Source organism: Paenibacillus sp. J5C2022, from assembly GCF_025567625.1.
Lineage (GTDB): Bacteria > Bacillota > Bacilli > Paenibacillales > Paenibacillaceae > Pristimantibacillus.
Genome location: NZ_JAOQJC010000041.1, coordinates 53,508 through 72,492 on the forward strand (window position 1 = coordinate 53,508; position 18,985 = coordinate 72,492).

General features: G+C 49.0%; 14 protein-coding genes. 1 reads left to right on the top strand and 13 read right to left on the bottom strand.

The annotated features are described in order from the left end of the window. Positions 1-3 precede the first annotated feature (3 nt). The 3 genes from M6D81_RS25330 to M6D81_RS25340 all read right to left on the bottom strand — a co-directional run bounded on the left by M6D81_RS25330 (position 4) and on the right by M6D81_RS25340 (position 2,924). Entirely contained in the window at positions 4-1,164 is a 1,161-nt protein-coding gene (locus M6D81_RS25330) for a UxaA family hydrolase (protein ID WP_262679959.1), read from the bottom strand. Then, the gene (locus M6D81_RS25335; protein WP_262679960.1) at positions 1,161-1,448 is read right to left on the bottom strand and encodes a UxaA family hydrolase; all 288 of its coding nucleotides are present in this window, start codon (positions 1,446-1,448) and stop codon (positions 1,161-1,163) included. Before M6D81_RS25335 ends, M6D81_RS25330 begins: the two co-directional genes overlap by 4 nt. 69 nt (positions 1,449-1,517) lie before the next feature. Further along, on the bottom strand, positions 1,518-2,924 hold the full coding sequence (locus M6D81_RS25340) for a HEAT repeat domain-containing protein (RefSeq protein WP_262679961.1): 1,407 nt from the start codon (positions 2,922-2,924) through the stop codon (positions 1,518-1,520). A 186-nt stretch (positions 2,925-3,110) separates the two neighbouring features. On the opposite strand from M6D81_RS25340, the gene M6D81_RS25345 reads away from it, so the two are divergent. Next, a complete protein-coding gene (locus tag M6D81_RS25345; RefSeq protein ID WP_262679962.1) occupies positions 3,111-3,941 on the top strand; it encodes an AraC family transcriptional regulator in 831 nt (276 codons plus the stop codon). A gap of 231 nt (positions 3,942-4,172) precedes the next feature. On the opposite strand, the gene M6D81_RS25350 is transcribed toward M6D81_RS25345, so the two are convergent. The 10 genes from M6D81_RS25350 to M6D81_RS25395 all read right to left on the bottom strand — a co-directional run bounded on the left by M6D81_RS25350 (position 4,173) and on the right by M6D81_RS25395 (position 18,795). Further along, positions 4,173-6,452: a glycoside hydrolase family 3 C-terminal domain-containing protein gene (locus tag M6D81_RS25350; RefSeq protein ID WP_262679963.1), complete on the bottom strand. Its 2,280-nt coding sequence runs from the start codon at positions 6,450-6,452 to the stop codon at positions 4,173-4,175. Between the two features lie 29 nt (positions 6,453-6,481). Next, positions 6,482-7,363, bottom strand: coding sequence for a carbohydrate ABC transporter permease (locus tag M6D81_RS25355; RefSeq protein WP_262679964.1), 882 nt, complete (start codon positions 7,361-7,363; stop codon positions 6,482-6,484). Between the two features lie 24 nt (positions 7,364-7,387). Further along, entirely contained in the window at positions 7,388-8,320 is a 933-nt protein-coding gene (locus M6D81_RS25360) for an ABC transporter permease (RefSeq protein WP_262679965.1), read from the bottom strand. Position 8,321: 1 nt separating this feature from the next. After that, on the bottom strand, positions 8,322-11,021 hold the full coding sequence (locus M6D81_RS25365) for a glycosylhydrolase-like jelly roll fold domain-containing protein (RefSeq protein WP_262679966.1): 2,700 nt from the start codon (positions 11,019-11,021) through the stop codon (positions 8,322-8,324). After that, entirely contained in the window at positions 11,018-12,550 is a 1,533-nt protein-coding gene (locus M6D81_RS25370; RefSeq protein WP_262679967.1) for an ABC transporter substrate-binding protein, read from the bottom strand. The genes M6D81_RS25365 and M6D81_RS25370 overlap by 4 nt, the downstream gene beginning before the upstream one ends. Positions 12,551-12,646: 96 nt before the next feature. After that, complete coding sequence (locus M6D81_RS25375; RefSeq protein ID WP_262679974.1) at positions 12,647-14,245, bottom strand: response regulator transcription factor; 1,599 nt, start codon at positions 14,243-14,245, stop codon at positions 12,647-12,649. A gap of 2 nt (positions 14,246-14,247) precedes the next feature. Beyond that, on the bottom strand, positions 14,248-16,035 hold the full coding sequence (locus M6D81_RS25380; RefSeq protein ID WP_262679968.1) for a sensor histidine kinase: 1,788 nt from the start codon (positions 16,033-16,035) through the stop codon (positions 14,248-14,250). Further along, positions 16,020-16,652, bottom strand: coding sequence for a TetR/AcrR family transcriptional regulator (locus tag M6D81_RS25385; RefSeq protein ID WP_262679969.1), 633 nt, complete (start codon positions 16,650-16,652; stop codon positions 16,020-16,022). The genes M6D81_RS25380 and M6D81_RS25385 overlap by 16 nt, the downstream gene beginning before the upstream one ends. 14 nt (positions 16,653-16,666) lie before the next feature. Continuing rightward, a complete protein-coding gene (locus M6D81_RS25390) occupies positions 16,667-17,872 on the bottom strand; it encodes a pectin acetylesterase-family hydrolase (protein ID WP_262679970.1) in 1,206 nt (401 codons plus the stop codon). Next, positions 17,866-18,795, bottom strand: coding sequence for a poly(ethylene terephthalate) hydrolase family protein (locus tag M6D81_RS25395; RefSeq protein ID WP_262679971.1), 930 nt, complete (start codon positions 18,793-18,795; stop codon positions 17,866-17,868). Before M6D81_RS25395 ends, M6D81_RS25390 begins: the two co-directional genes overlap by 7 nt. Positions 18,796-18,985 lie beyond the last annotated feature (190 nt).

An 18,985-nucleotide genomic window follows, 5' to 3' on the forward strand; every position in this document is an offset into this window, starting at 1 on the left:
ACTTCAGAGACTAGGCCCGATTCGGTTAATACTAAATTCTTGATGACCAAGCACTTCCGCTTTTGTCCATTTTCCTTCTGCAACTTCTTGGATTTCCTGCCAAATGGCATCCCCTGCTAGCTCTAGACTCGTCGCGCCGAACAACATGTCACTTACATCTACATCCATATTATCTTCCATTAACTTAAATGTGTGCGGATTGCCGGTGATCTTTATAACGGGCACGACAGCCGCCCCAGTCGGCGTTCCCCTGCCTGTTGTGAAACAGACGATATGCACACCGCCGGCAGCCATCCCCGATACACATTCGATGTCGTTGCCAGGAGAATCCATGAAATACAAGCCACGCTCGGGAACACTCTCGGCATACTCAATAATTTCCTTGATCAGCGCACTCCCGCACTTGCAAATGCATCCCAGTGATTTCTCTTCGATTGTGGATAGACCCCCAGCAATATTGCCGGGGCTAGGATTGCCACCTCTCATATCCGCTCCCATCCGCTCGACTTCTTTCTCGAATCGTTCGACGATTGCATACAGCTTCTGCGAGACAGACTCATTCACGCAACGCTCTGCGAGCACATGCTCGGCTCCTATAATTTCTGTCGTCTCACCTATAACAATGGTGCCGCCTGCGTTAATTAATGCGTCTGCGGCATACCCTAGCGCTGGATTCGAGGAAAGACCGGAAGTCGCGTCCGAGCCTCCGCATTTCACAGCTACTTTCAATTTGCTTAACGGTACCGGCGTTCTCTTCTGCTGCTCTAACTGCTTCAACATGCGATTGGCCAGCTCTGCGCCATGTGCAATTGCTTTAATTGATCCGCCAATTGACTGAATGTCAAACATCTCTACAGGCTTTCCGGTCATTCGTATCGCTTCCGCGAGAGCTACGGGATCCACGACTTCACAGCCCAAGCTAATAATAAGGACAGCACCTACATTCGGATTCCTCCCCGTTCCTGCCAGAACATCGAATGTGCGTTGCTTGTCTGTCCCGATCTGACTGCATCCATGCTGATGAGGTATCGAGATGGCTCCCGGCACCATCTGCATAATTCGGTTACATACTTGATTCGCACATATGACAGTTGGAATAATAAGCAGATGATTGCGAATGCCTATCTCGCCGTTCGATCTTTCGTAACCCATGATCATACTCATTGGGAAGCCTCCCTTTCAGCCTGGTCACCACGTCCACGAATACCTTCGATATTATGGATGTGAACGTGTTTACCTTTCGCAATGGGAACTGTCGCTCTACCGATAATTTCCCCATATTTGCGAACCATCCAACCTTCATCAATATCAAGAATAGCAAACTTATGGCCGAAAGCGACATCATCGAGTAATTGTATTTGAAAGACGGTCGTTCCCAACTTGTAATGAACCTCTTCGCCTATTTTCATATCTCGTAGAGCAGTAGCTACATGATCCGTCATATCCATGACGATCGCATCTGACACAGACGTAGTCGTATGTGACATTCCTAATGATCACCGCTTTCCAGAAATAGACTAGAATGTGCTTGTCTTCGTCGTTATTGAACACCATCTAGACTGCATTAATTCATTGATTAGGACTTCTCTTGCCTCTTCAGTATTAATGTAACGCAACGCCTCTACAGCATGTCCGCGAACATATCGATTGTCGTCCTCAAGCGCGTCCTCCAGATAAGGAATGGCTGGTGCAGCCGCTTCTCTCAGCCGTAATAAGGATAGAGCCGCTGTGAAACGAACCTGATCGTCCTCATCCTGCAGACAGGCAATTAACCCCTCTACTGTTTCTTTCGCCGGCTCACCGATCATCCCCAGTACATCTGCTATCGTGCGGCGAACTTTAACATCACCTTCGTCTAATAACGAAATAATTTGAGGAACATAACGGGCGGCATGATGCTGCAATTCTCCCAAAGCGAAAACAGCATGCTTCACCTGACGTTTTCTGGAATCATTCAATACGGGCCCTAAACCCTCGGCAGCATGTTGTCCACAAGCCGTTAAACCATAAGTCGCACACAACGATGTCCATTTATTGTCCGATCTCAAAGCTTCCAGCAGTACATTCTTTCCCGCATCTCCATAACGCGCCAATTCGTAAGCTGCATTTAAGGCTACAGGTTCATCGTCTTCAGCTAACTGACTCGCGAGTTGAACTATCTTTTCCTCATTTACTGGTTCTGTATCATAGAGACTTCCAATCTCGCCGCGCAACCAATTCCAAGTATCTTCCCACATCGCTACAGGCTGCACACGATTCGCAACTGGCGTAGCAGGAATCCGCCATTTACTTTCTTTATAATCCCATGAAGGCTCACTTGGAGCTTCTGTTCTCATAAATTCAAACTTCAGCATATAACGAGGCTGACTTGTCATATTACTTGTTGAACGGTGCCAAATATCAAAATGAATAAGCACGAATGTTCCCGCTTCCCCATTCGCTGTCAATTCTTCTTCCGTATCATCCTGAACGAAAGTCCGTGTTCTGTAATTGTGACTGCCAGGCATTACGCCTGTCGGCCCCAGTTCTATTGGCGTATCTTGCGGGAAATACATAATCATGGCCCACCAAGGGTGATGATTATTCATACGTTCAAATCCCCAGTAGCTATCTTTATGCCAAGCCCCAGCCTTAGGCAATGCGTTATAATGACAATGACGATGGGTATGCATCAAGTAATTAGGACCAAGCACACTTGTAAGCGCGCCTGTAATGACAGGATGCTCAAACACCTTTCTTAGTTCACGAATTCGCGGTAAAACATTGTTTCCAGGATTGCCCTCATGTTCAAAAACGTCATTTAATTGTTCCAGCAAACGTGCATGAAATTCGTTCGAAAAGTCTGTTTTCAACCGTAGTACGCCATCTTTAATAAACGTTTGCATCTGCTCGTCAGTCAATAGCTTCGGTAAGTTCTGGTTCATGTCTTCAATACCTCCTCCGCAATAATAGCTTAATTATAGGCAAGGCTATTCTTAACGAACAGGTATGATTCTAAGATGGATTAGTATAAAACTAAGCATACCGAAACCTTCTATAATACGATATGATAGAACCATAACCGTCCAGTTGTACCGCTGTACCATAAAATAAAGCATAGGTGGATTCACATGAAAACATCCCCAGGAGAAGCTGCACTCATTGATTTGCTTCACACGCTTCAAGTCAATGTTCTTTATGCTCACCAAACCCAGTGCAGCGCTAATTGGCAAGGGCTCGATTACACGCCTACTTATAACAAGCTCTACTTCATTCAAGAGGGAGAGGGATGGCTGAAAATTGGCGAAAAAGAGTACTTCCCCCAACCTGGACAACTTTGCCTCATGCCCGCCCATACGACACAAAGCTTCTCCATCATCGAAGATAGACAACCTTTTCTCAAATATTGGTGTCATTTCTCCATCAAGGCCGGGCCGCTTGATTTATTTCAGTGGATCGGTGTCCCATTCTGCATAGATGTTTCAGATAGACAACGCATGGAGCATTTATTCCAACAATTAATGAATCCCGATGGGCACTCCGAAATCATTACGCAAATTCGGCGAAATGGCATTATGCTTGAACTTCTGGCCTCCTACCTGGAGCAGGTACCCGTTCGCATGCTGCAACATCGGAATGAAGAGATCAATCGACTGAACGTTATTCAAGCGTATGTAGATGAACATCTTCACACAAGCGTAAGTGTCGAGGAATTAGCGGGCATTGTTCATTTGCATCCTAATTATTTTATTACCTTTTTCAAGAAACACTTTGGCCTTTCACCGCTGAAATATGTCAATCGCAAGCGAGCAGATCGAGCAAAATTATTGCTGCTCACTACCTCCCTCAGCATTAAAGAAATCGCCGACCGTACGGGCTTTGACGATACGAATCATTTCACAAAATTTTTCCGCAAAGATGCGGGAGTTAGCCCTACAGAGTTCCGTGCGACTTTCAGTTAAAAACGAATACGTCACGCATTAAAAAAAGAGTCTTACGTTCTGTTTTCATAAAAAAAAAGTCCCACAATACTGGACTTTACTTTGCGTTATAGAGCATCAAAAAGGTTGTAAAGTAAAGTGGGACAACAAAAAATTACATCAGCTCATATTCATAACCTATGGATGCCGCTTTGCTTTTTCTATCAGCATCTTAATGAAACACCCGATAGCTTTAGGGGACACGCCTCTCCATTACTGGGACACCGGCTCAGATCCTCCAGCTGCAGCATTAGCATGTTCCAGAAGCTGTTCCAGCATTTCGTCAGTAAAGGCGCCTTTGCTGAACGCTACCAAGGAACGAAGCGGCATCTCCCGAATGAACGCAGCCATCATTTCAGAGCTATGTTTGTCTCGGGATTCGGACATCGCTTGTGTGAGCTGGCGAATAATCGGTTCCGTACGAGGATTAGCAATCAAATCTGCGAGTGATGACTGGCGATCATAGCGCTGGACGAGTACCGCTGATGAACGCAGATTTACCGTCGTTTGAAGCAGAATATGCTTGGAGGATCCACCAATCAGGATATCAAAATCGCCACTTTCTGCATGCCAATCGCCAAGCTCAGGGTCATAATATGCAAATGCTCGTTTGTCCAATGTAAAGGAGACCTCCTGTTCCTCTCCAGGCTGAAGCTCCACCTTGGCAAATCCCTTCAGTTCCTTCTCTGGACGTATCAATCTGCACTGCTTATCCTTCACATATAATTGAACGGTTTCCTTACCTAATCGGTTACCCGTATTACGGACACGCATTCGTACGGTCAACGTATCCTCATCCGTCAGTTCCTTTTTATCTATACGCAATTGACTATACTCGAAAGTTGTATAGCTTAAGCCATAGCCAAATGGAAACATCGGCTCGATATGCTTGCTGTCGAAGTAGCGATAGCCAATGAACAGCCCTTCCCGATATTCAATTCTATCTCCTGCTCCGGGAAAGTCCGGATACGCCGGCGTACAGCGGATATCAGCTGCAAAGGTCTCTGCCAGCTTGCCACTCGGGTTTACATCACCATACAATACCGCTGCTAACGCTCCTCCAAATCCCTGACCGCCCAGGTAAGCCTCAATAATGCTACTCGCCTGTTTCGCCCACGGCATCTCAAGGGGTGCACCATTGCATAGTACGACAATAACCTTGCCCTGGACTTGAGAGACGGCGTGAATGATGGCTTCTTGATTTGCCGGCAGTCGTAGATGCTGTCGGTCGTATGCTTCTGATTCCCACCGTTCTGGAAGACCCGCCACGATGATGGCCACCTCAGATCCCTTAGCTGCAGCCACTGCCCTCTGTTCCAATTCCTCGCTTATTTGCTCGCTATCTAGATCGTAGCCTTGCTCGTACGTCAGTTCTCCTGCCTTATCCAGGATAGCTTCCATCATGTCGTCAACCTTGGTCGGCTTCATATTCGAACTGCCGCCACCTTGAATTTTTGGATTCAAAGCCATAGCTCCAATCAAGGCAATCTTTTGTTGGCCTGTTAAGAGTGGCAGCAGCTCTCCCTCATTCTTCAGAAGCACCATACTATCGGCAGCAGCCCTGCGGGCTAGCTGGTGGTTCTTCTCGTAATCGCACGTTATCGGCTGGCCGGTGCGCTTTGCGGCGCGAACAACTAGCTGCAGTACGCGTTCGACCGCAAGGTCCAGCTCTTCTTCAGTCAATGCTCCGCTGCGTACCGCCTGAATAATGCTGGCAACGCCATACCCTTCACTAGAAGGCATCTCTAAATCAAGGCCTGTGGTAATCCCTTCAGGTAGTACATTCACGGCCCCCCAATCGGATACGACTACACCTTCGAACCCCCACTCTTGCTTTAGAATTTCATTCAATAAGTGTGGATGCTCTGAACAATAAACGCCGTTCACTCGATTGTAAGCACTCATGACCGTCCACGGCTGGCTGTTCTTCACTGCAATTTCGAAGGAATTCAAGTACAATTCCCGCAGCGCGCGCTCCTCTACAATCGCATCTGTCGTCATGCGTCTTTCTTCCCTATTATTGCAAGCGTAATGCTTCAGCGATGTACCTACATGCTGGCTCTGAACGCCATTAATATAAGCTGTCGCCAGTTCTCCGGACAGATAAGGATCCTCTGAAAAATATTCAAAATTCCTCCCGCATAGCGGCGAACGCTTCAGATTTACGCCAGGGCCGAGCAGAATATCTACTCCCGCGGCGTGGCATTCCTGCCCAAGCGCTGCGCCGATCTCTCCCAGCAACTCCCGGTCCCAGGAGCATGCAAGAGCCGAAGCCGAAGGAAAGCAGGTCGCCGGCGCACAATCGCTCACATCAAAATTCACCTCGTACTCATCAAGCCTACGCAAGCCATGAGGTCCGTTCATCATGACAACAGAGGGAATGCCCAGTCTCTGAATCTCAGTGGTTCTCCAGTAATCTTTACCTGAGCACATGCTCGCCTTCTCCTCCAATGTCATGAGAGAAAGCCATTCCTTTATTTTCACTTGTTCCATCTATTCACCCACCTTAAATGTATACACCATTACCCCTTCACTGCGCCGATCGCAATCCCCTTGATAAGATACTTCTGGAAAAAGGGATACATCACCATAATCGGAAGAATACCGATCACAGCAATCGCCATCTTCACCGTCATGCTCGGCAAGTTAGCTCCAGCCTCGCCTAGCTGAGCACTAAACTTGCTTTCCGTCAGAAACTGGATGTCCGTTAGCATTCTATTCAATATGTTCTGTACGCTGAACAGCCTGGAGTCGGTCACGTAAATCATCCCATTAAACCAATCGTTCCAGTAAATAATCGTTTGGATCAAACCTACTGTAGCTACGATCGGCATCGATAGCGGCACAATTATTTTCCAGAATATTTTGAATTCTCCTGATCCGTCGATTTGCGCCGCCTCTATTAGAGCCGGGGGGATCGTCGTCATGAAAAACGTCCGCATAAGAAGCACATTAAAGCCATTCATGAGCAAGCCTGGTATGATCAAGGCCATAATGGTGTTTTTAATATCGAAATATTGGACATAGACCAAGTAGGTTGGTGTAAGTCCGCCGTTGAATAGCAGCGTGAAAAATACAAAAAATGCAATTCCGTTACGTAAGGGCACTTCCTGTCTGGACATCGGGTAAGCAAGCATCGCGGTCATCACCAGACTTGTTGCCGTACCGAAGACCGTAATAAACACCGTGATCCCATAAGCACGGGCGAGCTGCTCCGAGTGATTCCACAGATAACTATAAGCGCCCAATCCCAATTGATCCGGAAAAAAGGTGTAGCCCTGCCGCAGAATTGAGCTCTCATCGGAGACCGATGAGATAACAAGCAGCAGGAACGGCAGCACGCAGGCTACCGCCAGAGCCATCATCGGAAGATGCAGCCATATTCCCTTGTTGATCTTTTTCATGCTTCTACACTCCAGTCCCAAGCCTTAGAACAATGCGCTGTCCTTGCTGAATTTGCGCACCGCGTAATTCGATAACAGTACCAACACAAAGCCGACTACGGACTGATACAGCCCTGCTGCCGAAGACATTCCAATATCGCCTAAATTCATAAGCGCCCTGTACACATAGGTATCGATAACCTGTGTCGTATCATTCAAGGCCCCAGAGCCGAGTGGAACTTGATAGAATAAACCGAAATCAGAATAGAAAATTTTGCCGATAGCCAGCAAGGTCATCATAATGATAATCGGAGTCAATAATGGAAGAGTAATACTGCGAATTTGCTGCCATTTGGAAGCTCCGTCTAGTTTTGCTGCCTCATAATATTCGGGATCAATCCCTATGATCGCAGCCAGATAGATGACGCATAAGAACCCGGCGCCCTTCCATAAGCTGATAATCGTCAGAATGAATGGCCAATATTGCGATTCGCTATACCATGAAATACTATCTATCCCCAGAAAGGGAAGCATGGTTTTGTTAATAAATCCAGTCTCCATGCTGAGCAGAGAATAAGCCAAATAACTCACGATAACCATAGATATCAGATGGGGCAACAGGAATACACTCTGGTAAAACCGCGACATAAAGCGGCTACGAATTTCATTCAGCGCGATCGCAATACCCAGTGCAAAAGCAGTATTCAAGATGATGAAACAAAAGTTGTACAAAATCGTGTTCCGTGTAATGATATACGCATCCTGCGTTTTGAATAAATACTCAAAATTTTTCAGGCCAATCCAATCACTGCCGAGTAGTCCCTTCGCAAAATTGTAATCCTTGAAGGCGATCATTAGCCCGAACATCGGCAAATAATTGTTGATGAGCAAATAGACAAGCCCCGGTATCATCATGAGCAGCAGTACGTAGTACTTGCGCACGCTGCTCTTCCGGCGGGGCCGATAGGTTTGTTCCATATTACTCCCCGCTTCCCTCGCTGATCTCGGATGAACCCATAATGCTAACTGGACCCAGCAAGCCAGAAGGCTCCTGCTGGACGAACTTGGAGAACCAATCCTGCTGATCCTTCGCCAGTGTATTGGTCACCTCGATAGTCACTTCATTCTCTCCTTGCTTCCAATAGCGAGCGATATTCCATACATAAGGCGCACACAGCTTCACACCCGCATCCTGACCATTGACCCAGACCTGTGCAGTCTCATATACCCGCCCCAGATCCAGCCATATCGGATCAGTTATTACGCCAGTTAATTCACCGGTTACGACACACTCATACTTCATCGTGCCAGAAAATCTCGGCAACAGGTCGCGCGAGCTCATATTGCGCAGTTCCTTCATGATCCCCCAAGGTGTGAACGCCGGATATTCTTGGGCCGTAGACAAGGAAATGCGCCACTCGGCAGGCTCAACCAGACGTCTGGATAAAACACGATCCGCACTGGAATGCAGGCTCAAATCTGTCCCAAGTGGCGTACGCTGCCACTGGCCAATTGGAGCTGGCAGAGTCGCCTCTTCTCCAGCCGGTACACGAAGCAAGAGTAGTGATTCATAAGCGCTCAATCGCAATTCAAGCTGATAGTTTTCTCCTGCCCCTACGCGATCTGCCTTATTAGCGAAGGCATCATAACGAAGCCATACGCCAGTGCCTGGCAGCGTAATGCCAGTCTCAATCGGCTGATCCGGATTCTCATTGAACAGCATGAGAACTTCCAATTGGTCATGACGGTATTGGTAGGCTCGCAGATAAGGCTGTTTGTCCCGGAGCGCCAGCTCATTCATCCCTCGGCCGATAAGCGTCTCTGCCAGCACCTTCAATGGGACTACAGAAACCTGAGGGTATGCCGCTAGCTTCTTCAGCACTTCCTCGCATGATACAGCTTGGCTCGCTCTTACGGGCAATGCGTCAATGAAAATAATAGATAAACCAGATGATGCGAGCTCAGCAAGCTTGTCTAGCCATTCAATCGGCAGCGCTTCGGCATAAGGTACCATTAGGCAGCGGTAACGTTCTTTGTGCACCGCTAGCTTCCCATCGATAACATCCGAAGAAAGCAGAATATCGATCGGCAGCACATCGCAGTCGATTTGGCTCTGCATCAACTGCTTCACCGGCTCTTGGAACAGCATGTATTCCCCGGACCATTCGGCCTCAGCATGATACAACACAGCAGCACTCGCAATATGCTCCCCGTCATTCAACAAGTGACATACCCGATTCGTATAGTCATTAAGCAGTCGGTAATACCTGAACTGCGGATTATAGCCTCTGGCATAGAAGTGCGGCGGGCAGTCCCAGTCAGGAAACTCCTTCTGAGAAAAAGCATGCGGCACAAAATGATTGACGCCTCTGACCAGCATATGGTCGGTCAGCCACTTCATCAGCTTCAGCCCTTCCGCCCAGCCGTAAGCGCCAAAAATTTCGCAAAAGGTTCTTCCTTGCTTCCTGGGGTCGATATGTCCCAGTGAAACAGCAAGCTTGGTCATCCCGTAATGGAAAAAGACGCTGTCTGTCTCCCCGCCCATCCATGAGAAGGACATTTCATCAAACCCTGGTACAATTTGCCATAACACGACATCCAGACCAGACATGTCTTGCCCCTCCAGCGCACGGAAGAAATGACCTGCTCCGCAGCCCAGTCTGGCGTGTACATTATTGTCCTCCATTAGATGGCCGATATAGGCTACGCCGCGTTCTCGGCACCAGTCTCCAATCCGCCCGCTGAAGTGCTCCGCGTATAGTTTGCTCACTACGTTCATGTAGGCGTAGCGCACAGCGGACGTCTGAGGTCCTCCCTCATGCCAGAGCAGAGGCAGATGCTGCCGCAGATTCGGACCGTATTCCGCCTCCAGCAGCTCCAGCAAATCGGAACGCCACGGCAAGGCCATCTTGGCATCGCCAAGACCGGAAGCATAATTGTACGATGCTTTGCTGTTATAGAAGCCAGGCTCATCCGAGAAGAAACCTGCGAATGCGACGCCAAAATCATCCTTATATCTTGCATAATAGGCTTCGTAGATTGTATCGATTAGAATCTGCGTTGATTCCGGAACGATCGGGTTCAAATAATCTTTGCGGCGATCATCCCCGCCTTCCCGGGTGACGACGAACAAGCAGATTGTCCAGTAGCCTTCCGGCACCGGCCAATAAAGAACCCCGTCTTGCACAGAAGCTTCGAGATCTATTGCGATAAACTCCCCATCCAGCTCGCCCGTCACTGGATCACGCCTAGCTGCAGCAGCACCGACAGGTCTTGCTCCATCTAGCACCGACCAGGGTCGCAGCAGGAATGAAGCTTCAGGATCGGGACCGCGCGCATCAATTCGACGCTCTGAGAGGAACTGCCGCTGGTGTTCCAGCGGCGCTTCCTTCACCTTGCCTGCTGCGTGTCCTGTCGGAAAGTGATCATCATCGAAGACCCAAATTTGCATGCCATGCTTTCGGGCTTCATCCATAATAATATCCATATCCTTCCACCACTGTGGACCAAGCATATCGGGGTGGGGACGGGATTCCACACATACGGCACGGATGCCCGCTTCCCGTATACGAGCCAGCTCCTCACGAATGAGCGCCTCTTCTTCTCCGCGCTGCCAGAGGAACGGAAGAATATAATTCCGTTCCTCTCCATTAAGCAATTCATGAAGTTTACGACTCATTGCACACCCTCGACTTTCGCCCATTCATCCAGCTGGCGCTGCTTATCCGCAATAACCTTATCGATACCTGCGGCCTTCAGCTTCTCATTAAATTGCGGCAAAACCTTTTCCGGGTCCACAGAGCCTGTTTCCAGAACAAGATAATATTGCGCAATAACGTTGGATACCGCCGCTATTTCTGTTTTGACGGACTCCGGATTCATCGTAAAGCCCATCGCCTTGGATTTAATCGCCTGCTCATTGAATTCCTTCATTTTCTTCCAAATATCCGGGTCTTCACCCTCAAATACATAAGAGAGGAACTGGTTTCCAAACAGCCAGCTCATATTTAAATTGTAGCCGTTCGTCAACATCGTGACGCCTTCTGGATATTTGATGACATTATCGGACACTTTGACATAATGCTTGCCTTCAATACCCCAATCCAGCAGATTAACAAGCTCAGCATCCCCATACATCAGATCCAGAAATTTCATGGATGCCTCCGGATTCTCGGCTTGACGCGGAATCCCCCACATAATGTTCAGCACATGATCTGTCATGGATACAGGCTCAGACAAGGTTGCACTAATCATTTCCTTGCCGATGGATCTGGACTCCTGCGCATCAAATCCCGGTTTTAGCTTAGAGAGATAACCAAAAGCTCTGTCAGCCTTCATTAATTCGATCTGGCTCGACTTGTTGGTTGCTGCATCTTTCAACGTATAACCCGCCTCATACCAGTTCCTCATCCGTTTCAGGAGCGCGACATATTCTGGAGACTCGATGCTATTAACGATCTTCAGACCATTATCGTAGCCGGGCAGCACGCCCATCCCGTTGCTAAGTCCATCATTCCAGCTGTAGCTGGTCAGAAAGGAGAAGCCCGCTCCGCTAGGAATTAGCGGCGTGATGTCTGGTTCATTATCTTTAATGACTTTGAGCGCTGCTTCTACATCATCTAGCGTTTTAATCGCACTCGCGTCGATTCCATGCTTATCTGCAAGATCCTTGCGCATTGTAAATCCGTTGGCTGTTGCCAAGTCTCTCACAGGCGTGACGCCGTAAACCTTTCCATCTACCTTACTGGCGTTCAAATAGAGCGGATCTAGCGCCTTGCGAATATTTTCCCCATTCTTCTCCAGCAGCTCATCGAGCGGCAACAGCTGTCCTCTGGACACTTGGGAGCTAAATCCGAACGGTGATCCGACGACAATCAGATCGAGCTTCTCAGCGCTCGTCAGCATTAAGTTAACCTGCTGGGCATAAGCGCCGTAATTGATCGGCATCAGATTAACCGCTACATTGATTTTTTCCTTAGTAATCTTGTTAATCTCATCTTCTACAGCCTTCATATCCGGTGGCGTACCGGTAACACTGAGAAATGCGACATTCAATTCATCGATCTTCTGCATTGCCTCCTCGCCTGTTGTTCCGGGGCTGTTAGACGGATCTTTCGCCGACCCGCCTGAATTTCCGTTTGAATCACATGCGGATATGAGCAGCGATAGGATCATTAGACTTGCGAACATCCATGTCTTCTTGTGCATTGTGTTTTCCCCCTGGCTTGATCATTTGGCTTTCTCTTGCCATTGTAGCGGAAAGAGGACCGCATCCTCTGCTTCAGCTTCGACCTTTGCCTGACGTCATTTCGACTTCGCCCGCGAAGCATCTCGTCCGTGCCGGCGAAACTCGATTGGACTTAAGCCTGACTGCGCCTTGAACAGCTTGGCAAAATGGGAAAAGTTCGAATAGCCCGTGGCCATCGCCACGGCGCTTACAGGAAGCTCGGATTGAATAAGCAGTTGCCTAGCCAGCTTGATTCTCTCCTGCAAAATATATTCTGGAATTGTACAGCCCAGCTCTTTCTTAAATAAGCGGGTCAAATAGTCCGGATGCAAGTAAACATGGTTCGCTGTCGTTTCTCTGGAAAGACTCTGATCCAGATTAGATGCTATATAGCGTGTCGCCCGTTCAATCACATCGCTAATCGAGGACGGATGCGTGGTATTCACAGCCTTCCCAATGACATGGGCAAGCCAGCGCTCAAGATCGGTAAGCGAGCGGGATGCTGCTTCCGCCAGACGCAGGCTCTTCTCATCGCAGAACATGAGATGCGCCTGAACCCCTTGCTGCTGCAGGACTGCATGGGTCATTTGCAAAAAATTCTCCTTCAGCGCACGCAAATAATCGCCATCTATTCCTGTATGATCCCGCAGTCCATGGATGCAAGCTCTCGCTTCTTCCAGCAGCCTCTCCTTCACGCCTTGCCTCATCATCGCTGCCCAGCCGCTCATATCCGGCAGAGCCGGAAGCGCTGCTGCAAGACTCTTTGCCTTATTCAGAGCAACATAATGGATTCCGGTCACATTATTTCTGTCTAAATGCCGTAATTGAGCCAGCAGAGCAGGGAGCTCATGTCCTTGCACTGGCCGCCCCCCATAGCAATACAATTCGCAGTATAAATGTAAACGACAAAACTCAACCAAGCGTCTGCACATAATGGCAAGTCCATTCTCTTGCTGTTCCTGTGCCACAGCCATAATAAGCAACCAGGCATCATTCCCGGCAGGTACAACGACACAGCCTGACGCAAGCCTTCCCAGCAGCTCCTTGCCTGCGTTCTTGAGCCCATATTCCAGCAGCTTCCGATCTCTGACAGGGAAGTCCTGCTGCCAACTACGTATGATCATTAACACTGGCAGAACCAAGGAGTCCGCAGGCAGCGGCACCTGTCTTGCCGCCGCTTCCTCTGCAATAATCTCACTCACTGCCGGAATGGTTTCATTCAGCACATCCAGCCAGAAGCGCTCACGATTTATATCCTGCTGCCGCGACCACCAGATCTTAATCCGCTGCGCATCCGCCAGTTCTTGCTCGCGCTTCACAGCGTCCGCCGCCTTGCGCAGTGCGGCTTCCAGCTCTTCCTTGGTCAGCGGCTTCAACAAATAATTGGAGCAGCCCAGACGTACGGCTTCTTGGGCGTAGTGAAAATCCGCATGGCAGGTCATCAGCACGGGGACGGTGCGGATTTCCTTCTCCCGCATCCATTTCAGCAGCTCTAGTCCGCTCCGCTGCGGCATTTCAATATCGCATAGCAGAACATGAATCTCCTGTACCTCAAAGACCCGCTCCGCCGCAGTCGGATTGTAAGCGGCATATACGTTGGAGATACCTAGCTGCGACCAGTCCACCATTTTTTTAACCGCTTCCACAAAATGAATCTCGTCATCTACGATCAACACGTTCAGCAAGGGGTGTCCTCCTCTCCTTCCGCGAATGACTTCATGGGTAAGCGAACTTCTACTCGAGCCCCGCCTGAATGTGGATTAATAAAGGTAAGGTCGGCTGTTCCGCCATACAACAGCTCCAGTCTGCGCCAAGCATTCCAGATGCCATGCCTGCTCCCGTCCTCCCGCTCCAAGTTCCTCTTCTCATTTAGGAGCTGCAGCAGCTCTGGGGTAAATCCTTCTCCTGTATCCTCAATTACTAGTAGAATGCGAGGCAGTTGACCATCTGATTCCACCTTTCCATGAATCGATAGCCGGAACGGCACCTCTAGTGTAAATGCGTGTTTGATAGCATTCTCCACAAAGGTTTGAATCACAAGCGGGGGTATAGCGAGGCTCAGCAGATAAGATGGCACCTCAATTTCGCTGCTCAGCTGATCTGGAAACCGCAGCTCCTGAATACGTATATAATTGCGCATATGTATCAGTTCATCCCCGAGAGAGACGAATGAGACCTGACTGCGAAAAATGTAACGAAAATAGTCCGAGAGACAGCGCGACATCTCCTGGATTAATTCATAATTGCGTACAGCGGCCAGACTGTGCAGCATATTGAGAGAGTTCAAATAGAAATGGGGATTAATCGTTGTCTGCAGCTGTCTAAGCTCCGCCTGCTGTTTGCTTAATTGCTCCTCATAGACATGGATTTTTAGCTCTCTGATCTGGGAAAGCATTTGGTTAAAATGATCGTTAACGACGCGAAATTCTTCGGTTGAGGCATTAGATTCCGGCATCCCCTGCATATGCCCTTCCCCGATTCGTTTCATGGCAGACAGCAGTCTCCTGATCGGAAGCAAAATCATCTTGCGAAGCAGCACCAAACTTAAGGGAATCAGCAATATTGAACCTACAGAGACAAACCTATTCCAGCTCCAGAGATTGAAAAAACCTTTCAAAATATCTTGTTCAGGTATAAGCGCAACCAGTCGGAAACCGCCATGTCGGGATCGTTCGCCTACTGTCAGATAACGGTCTGGATCGCCTGATAAGCTATATCCGCCGGAGGCAAAGCTTAAATCAATTTGTTTAGCGCGAACCACTTCAGCATGCAGCATAGGCTCTCCAGCTTCTGTAGAAAATAGCGAAAAACCGCTCTCGCCTAAATGGATCAGGTTAAACGGAATGAGAAGTGTATCCGCCTTGACCCAGGCACCCACATACGTGTTGGGAGCCGCCTGAAGCAAGCGGAGAAAATAATAGTTGCCATCGATCTGTCGTACAAGCCAGTCACGCCCCCCAAGCTCAGACTGTGTGGGGGACGTGGGGGACGCATTCAGCTTACGGGTAACCTCATCGGATACCGCTACTCTTTCGATATAGGATGGGCGTGGACTGAATGCTTCTATGAAGCCTGCATCCAGTGTGCTATAAATAAAAAAGCCGTCCACTGCTCCATTACGAGAAATTTCATTCCATAGTTGCTTGGACAGTTGTACCTTTAGCAGCGCCGTCTCGGCTTCCGGCTGCCTCCGGTCCAGCAGCAGCAGGTTCGGGTCAGAAGCCGCCATGCTAATTAAGAAGCTGTCAATTTCATCGAGCAGTCCGTCAATTTGATTCATATAGAGGGAGATAAAGCTCTGATTGCTTTCTGCGACCTGCTTACGTACTACCTGAGCGGCATAATATTGGTTGAAATTAAGCAGCACAATGAGCGGAACCAGAATGGCGGCTACGCCCAAAATGAGTTTGAAGCGCATCGTATTTCGGAGCTTGCTTCCGCGCTGCGTATTCATTGCCTTTCCCATAGGCTAAGCAGAAAATCCTTATAACGCGCATTCTGCTCCAGCTCCGCCGCCTTGGTCGCATCACCGTTCTGCCGGCAAATCAAAACAGATTTTTGTAAATAAATGAAGTACAAATGCGTAATCATTCGCGTCCGTTCGATCCAAGCCAGCTTCTCATCATTAGGCATTTCGGCTGCGCCCTCAGTGGCAAAAGCGCTCATCGACAGGCGTGTCTCCTCGCTAATCAGCTCCTTGAATGCCTCCAGTTCCGCCGGATTCTTGCCCATACTGGCGTAATACACACTAAAGAGCGAATCGTAATAGAGAAGATCCGGCTGATGCTCTCTTAACCACAAATACTTGTCGAGAATGGCTTCAATAGAAGCGCGCGGGGATTTAAAATCGAACTCCACCAGCAGCCGTCCGAACATGCGCCTTAGATTATCTACGTACACTTCAGTGGCCAGCTGCTCCTTATCCTTAAAGTGATGGTACAAGGTACGTCTGGACGTGCCTGAGCGGGCAGCAACGAGCACCAAATCCGCGCCCTCAATCCCCTTCTCGCAAAAGGCCGCCAGCGCCGCCTCTTTAATCATTTCTCTGGTAAGCTGCAGTTGTTTCTCCCTAAGCTTCATCATATGCATGTGCTCCCCTATCCTGTAGTGCTAAGCTCTCCGGCAGCATTGGGGCTCGCTGCTGCATCGTTATGCAGGAAGCGTGCGCCTCGAGAGCTGCGCTCTTCATTGTGAATCATGCTATCCAGCCAGGCCACTAATTTCTGCCCCTCCTCTTCTGCATCATAGAAGGCTTGCATCGGCAGCAGCGTATGCGGAGTCGTATGATTCTCCTTATCATAGCCGTAATCTGTAAGGAAATAATAAAAATTAGGCAGTTGTTCGTCAAGCTGGCGGGTAGCCGCTCGAAACTGCTGGCTCCATGCCTCCAAACTTTGCGGGTCAATATCGTCTCCTTTGCCATTTAGACGGTTCTGGAACGAGGTGAGCACCTTGTCATTAATTGTACAGGCATGCATGAGTACAGCATGAGCAGGCATGGCCTTCGCATTGTGGCGGAACGCCGCCCCAATCATATCTGTCTCCATCGGAAAAGCGAACTGGCGCGTGAAATCAACATTCCACTGCTTGTTTACAATACTCGGCCATTGCTCGGAAGCAAGGAAGGAGCTGTCAGAGAGATGATAGATTTCCGCATCTGCATAATGGTTCGCAATGTGACTGGCATGGAAGGCTGAACCAAACCCGCCAGCACTGGAGCCTGTAATGAGGAGCTTATCTGGCGTGTCGAAATTAGCATACACCCATTGCAGCGCTTCATCCACATTATTCCTGCCATTATGACGGATATGCCGCACCTTCTTTCCCTGCTCATCGCTGTACGTAACTGCGGCATTGCCGGTATGGAAGTCAGCGGAGACATAAGGAATGAAGACGACATTCCACTCGGAGAACGGGTTGTCTGGACGTTGGTCGAAGATCCCTCGGTGCATATTAAGGATGTAGAACGGCGTTCTGGCGAAGTAATAGCCAAATTGCCCGTACTTGAGATAAGAACGCAGGGACAACGGGATCTTCGCCGTCTCTGCATCCCAGCAGGCCCCGCCCCCGCAGAAATAGACCATCAAATTTCGGTTGCTGCCTTTGCGGGTATATAAGTAAAACGTTGAACCATCCGTGGCCATTGTCTGCTTGCTAAGCTTTACCTTGTTCCACTTGCCCGGCTGCGTATCACAGAAGCTATTTTTTTGGCTTGGTCTTTTGAACAGCTTGCGGTTGACAAACACAATGGAAAGGACCGCAACTCCAACAATAAAAAAGAATGTTCGCTTCAACCTTAGCATGTTAGTTCCCCTTTTCTCTCAAAATCAACAGCCTTCAGACCTTGTGAATGGATACCGCTCCAGCCTTTATTGCGGTACAGCTCCGGTTGCTCTCCAGCAAAAGCCGCCGCTGCAGTTGAATCATCAGCCAGCCGATAACGCAGCCAGGCGGTCAAATATCCTCTATGCATGCCGCCCTGCCCCATGCTCTCTAAATGATGTGCGGCCCTCGTCATCGCCATAACAGCTGCTTGACCTGTCCGAACCGCTGTGTAGGCGCTCCGATTGGAGGATTGTGGCGAGATCATAAAATCATGCGTTCCAGCCATAAAAAATAAGGCAGCGGATTGCGTTTCAATCTCATAAACATCCTTGGGTTCACACCACATCAGAGCAGGCAGCGCAATCGTAACTACCGTCTGGAGCGGCTCATCCAGATACTTGCCTGCATTCAGGACCCCTGTCGCGCCTTGGGAATGACCCACTGCACCAATGCGGTCTATCAGCAGCTTGCGATAAAAAGGGCTCGCAGAAGCAGCATTCTCCTGCAGGGCATAACGGACAGTATCTGCAACTTCCCGACCTGTACCCGTATTTCGGCAATAGCTGTCCACTACAACAAAGCCCCACGTCGCCAAATGAAGCAGCAGCGCATCATAATTCTCAGGCTGGGCATCCGAGCCATTGCCCCAAACAATAACAGGACAAGCTTTGTCCATCTCCTCAGGGCAATAGATTTTGTATTGCGGCTTCCCATCCTCCGCCTTAATGACTTCGCTTCTGCAGCGATGCGGCCCAGGTTCGCCATAGCGCTGCTCCACAGGTTCTGGCTGATAGCGGTAAAGCCGCCTTCGCAATTTAAGCGGATACATGACTAGCAGATAGACAGGAATTAATGCCCACTTTACCCAGGGGCGGGAAGTTGGCTTCTCTGATGTCGTCATCCGGCTTGCCATCCTCTCATTTATTTTTCATGTTACACTAAGGGTATTAATTGCACACTGTGTGTAATAAAAGTATAATGAAGGACACCTCCACTGTCAATGCAGGATCGTGATGTTGCGTCATTTCGTGAACCTCTCGTCAATTAATTGACGAACTTCTCAAATCATCGGGACTCGTAACCTCGTCCCT

What these genes read in the sequence shown, in the direction of transcription:
- M6D81_RS25395 (WP_262679971.1), bottom strand. Translation starts at nt 18,795, where the DNA reads ATGACGACATCAGAGAAGCCAACTTCCCGCCCCTGGGTAAAGTGGGCA.
- M6D81_RS25335 (WP_262679960.1), bottom strand. Translation starts at nt 1,448, where the DNA reads ATGGATATGACGGATCATGTAGCTACTGCTCTACGAGATATGAAAATA.
- M6D81_RS25370 (WP_262679967.1), bottom strand. Translation starts at nt 12,550, where the DNA reads ATGCACAAGAAGACATGGATGTTCGCAAGTCTAATGATCCTATCGCTG.
- M6D81_RS25360 (WP_262679965.1), bottom strand. Translation starts at nt 8,320, where the DNA reads ATGGAACAAACCTATCGGCCCCGCCGGAAGAGCAGCGTGCGCAAGTAC.
- M6D81_RS25330 (WP_262679959.1), bottom strand. Translation starts at nt 1,164, where the DNA reads ATGAGTATGATCATGGGTTACGAAAGATCGAACGGCGAGATAGGCATT.
- M6D81_RS25350 (WP_262679963.1), bottom strand. Translation starts at nt 6,452, where the DNA reads ATGGAACAAGTGAAAATAAAGGAATGGCTTTCTCTCATGACATTGGAG.
- M6D81_RS25385 (WP_262679969.1), bottom strand. Translation starts at nt 16,652, where the DNA reads ATGATGAAGCTTAGGGAGAAACAACTGCAGCTTACCAGAGAAATGATT.
- M6D81_RS25345 (WP_262679962.1), top strand. Translation starts at nt 3,111, where the DNA reads ATGAAAACATCCCCAGGAGAAGCTGCACTCATTGATTTGCTTCACACG.
- M6D81_RS25355 (WP_262679964.1), bottom strand. Translation starts at nt 7,363, where the DNA reads ATGAAAAAGATCAACAAGGGAATATGGCTGCATCTTCCGATGATGGCT.
- M6D81_RS25390 (WP_262679970.1), bottom strand. Translation starts at nt 17,872, where the DNA reads ATGCTAAGGTTGAAGCGAACATTCTTTTTTATTGTTGGAGTTGCGGTC.
- M6D81_RS25365 (WP_262679966.1), bottom strand. Translation starts at nt 11,021, where the DNA reads ATGAGTCGTAAACTTCATGAATTGCTTAATGGAGAGGAACGGAATTAT.
- M6D81_RS25380 (WP_262679968.1), bottom strand. Translation starts at nt 16,035, where the DNA reads ATGGGAAAGGCAATGAATACGCAGCGCGGAAGCAAGCTCCGAAATACG.
- M6D81_RS25340 (WP_262679961.1), bottom strand. Translation starts at nt 2,924, where the DNA reads ATGAACCAGAACTTACCGAAGCTATTGACTGACGAGCAGATGCAAACG.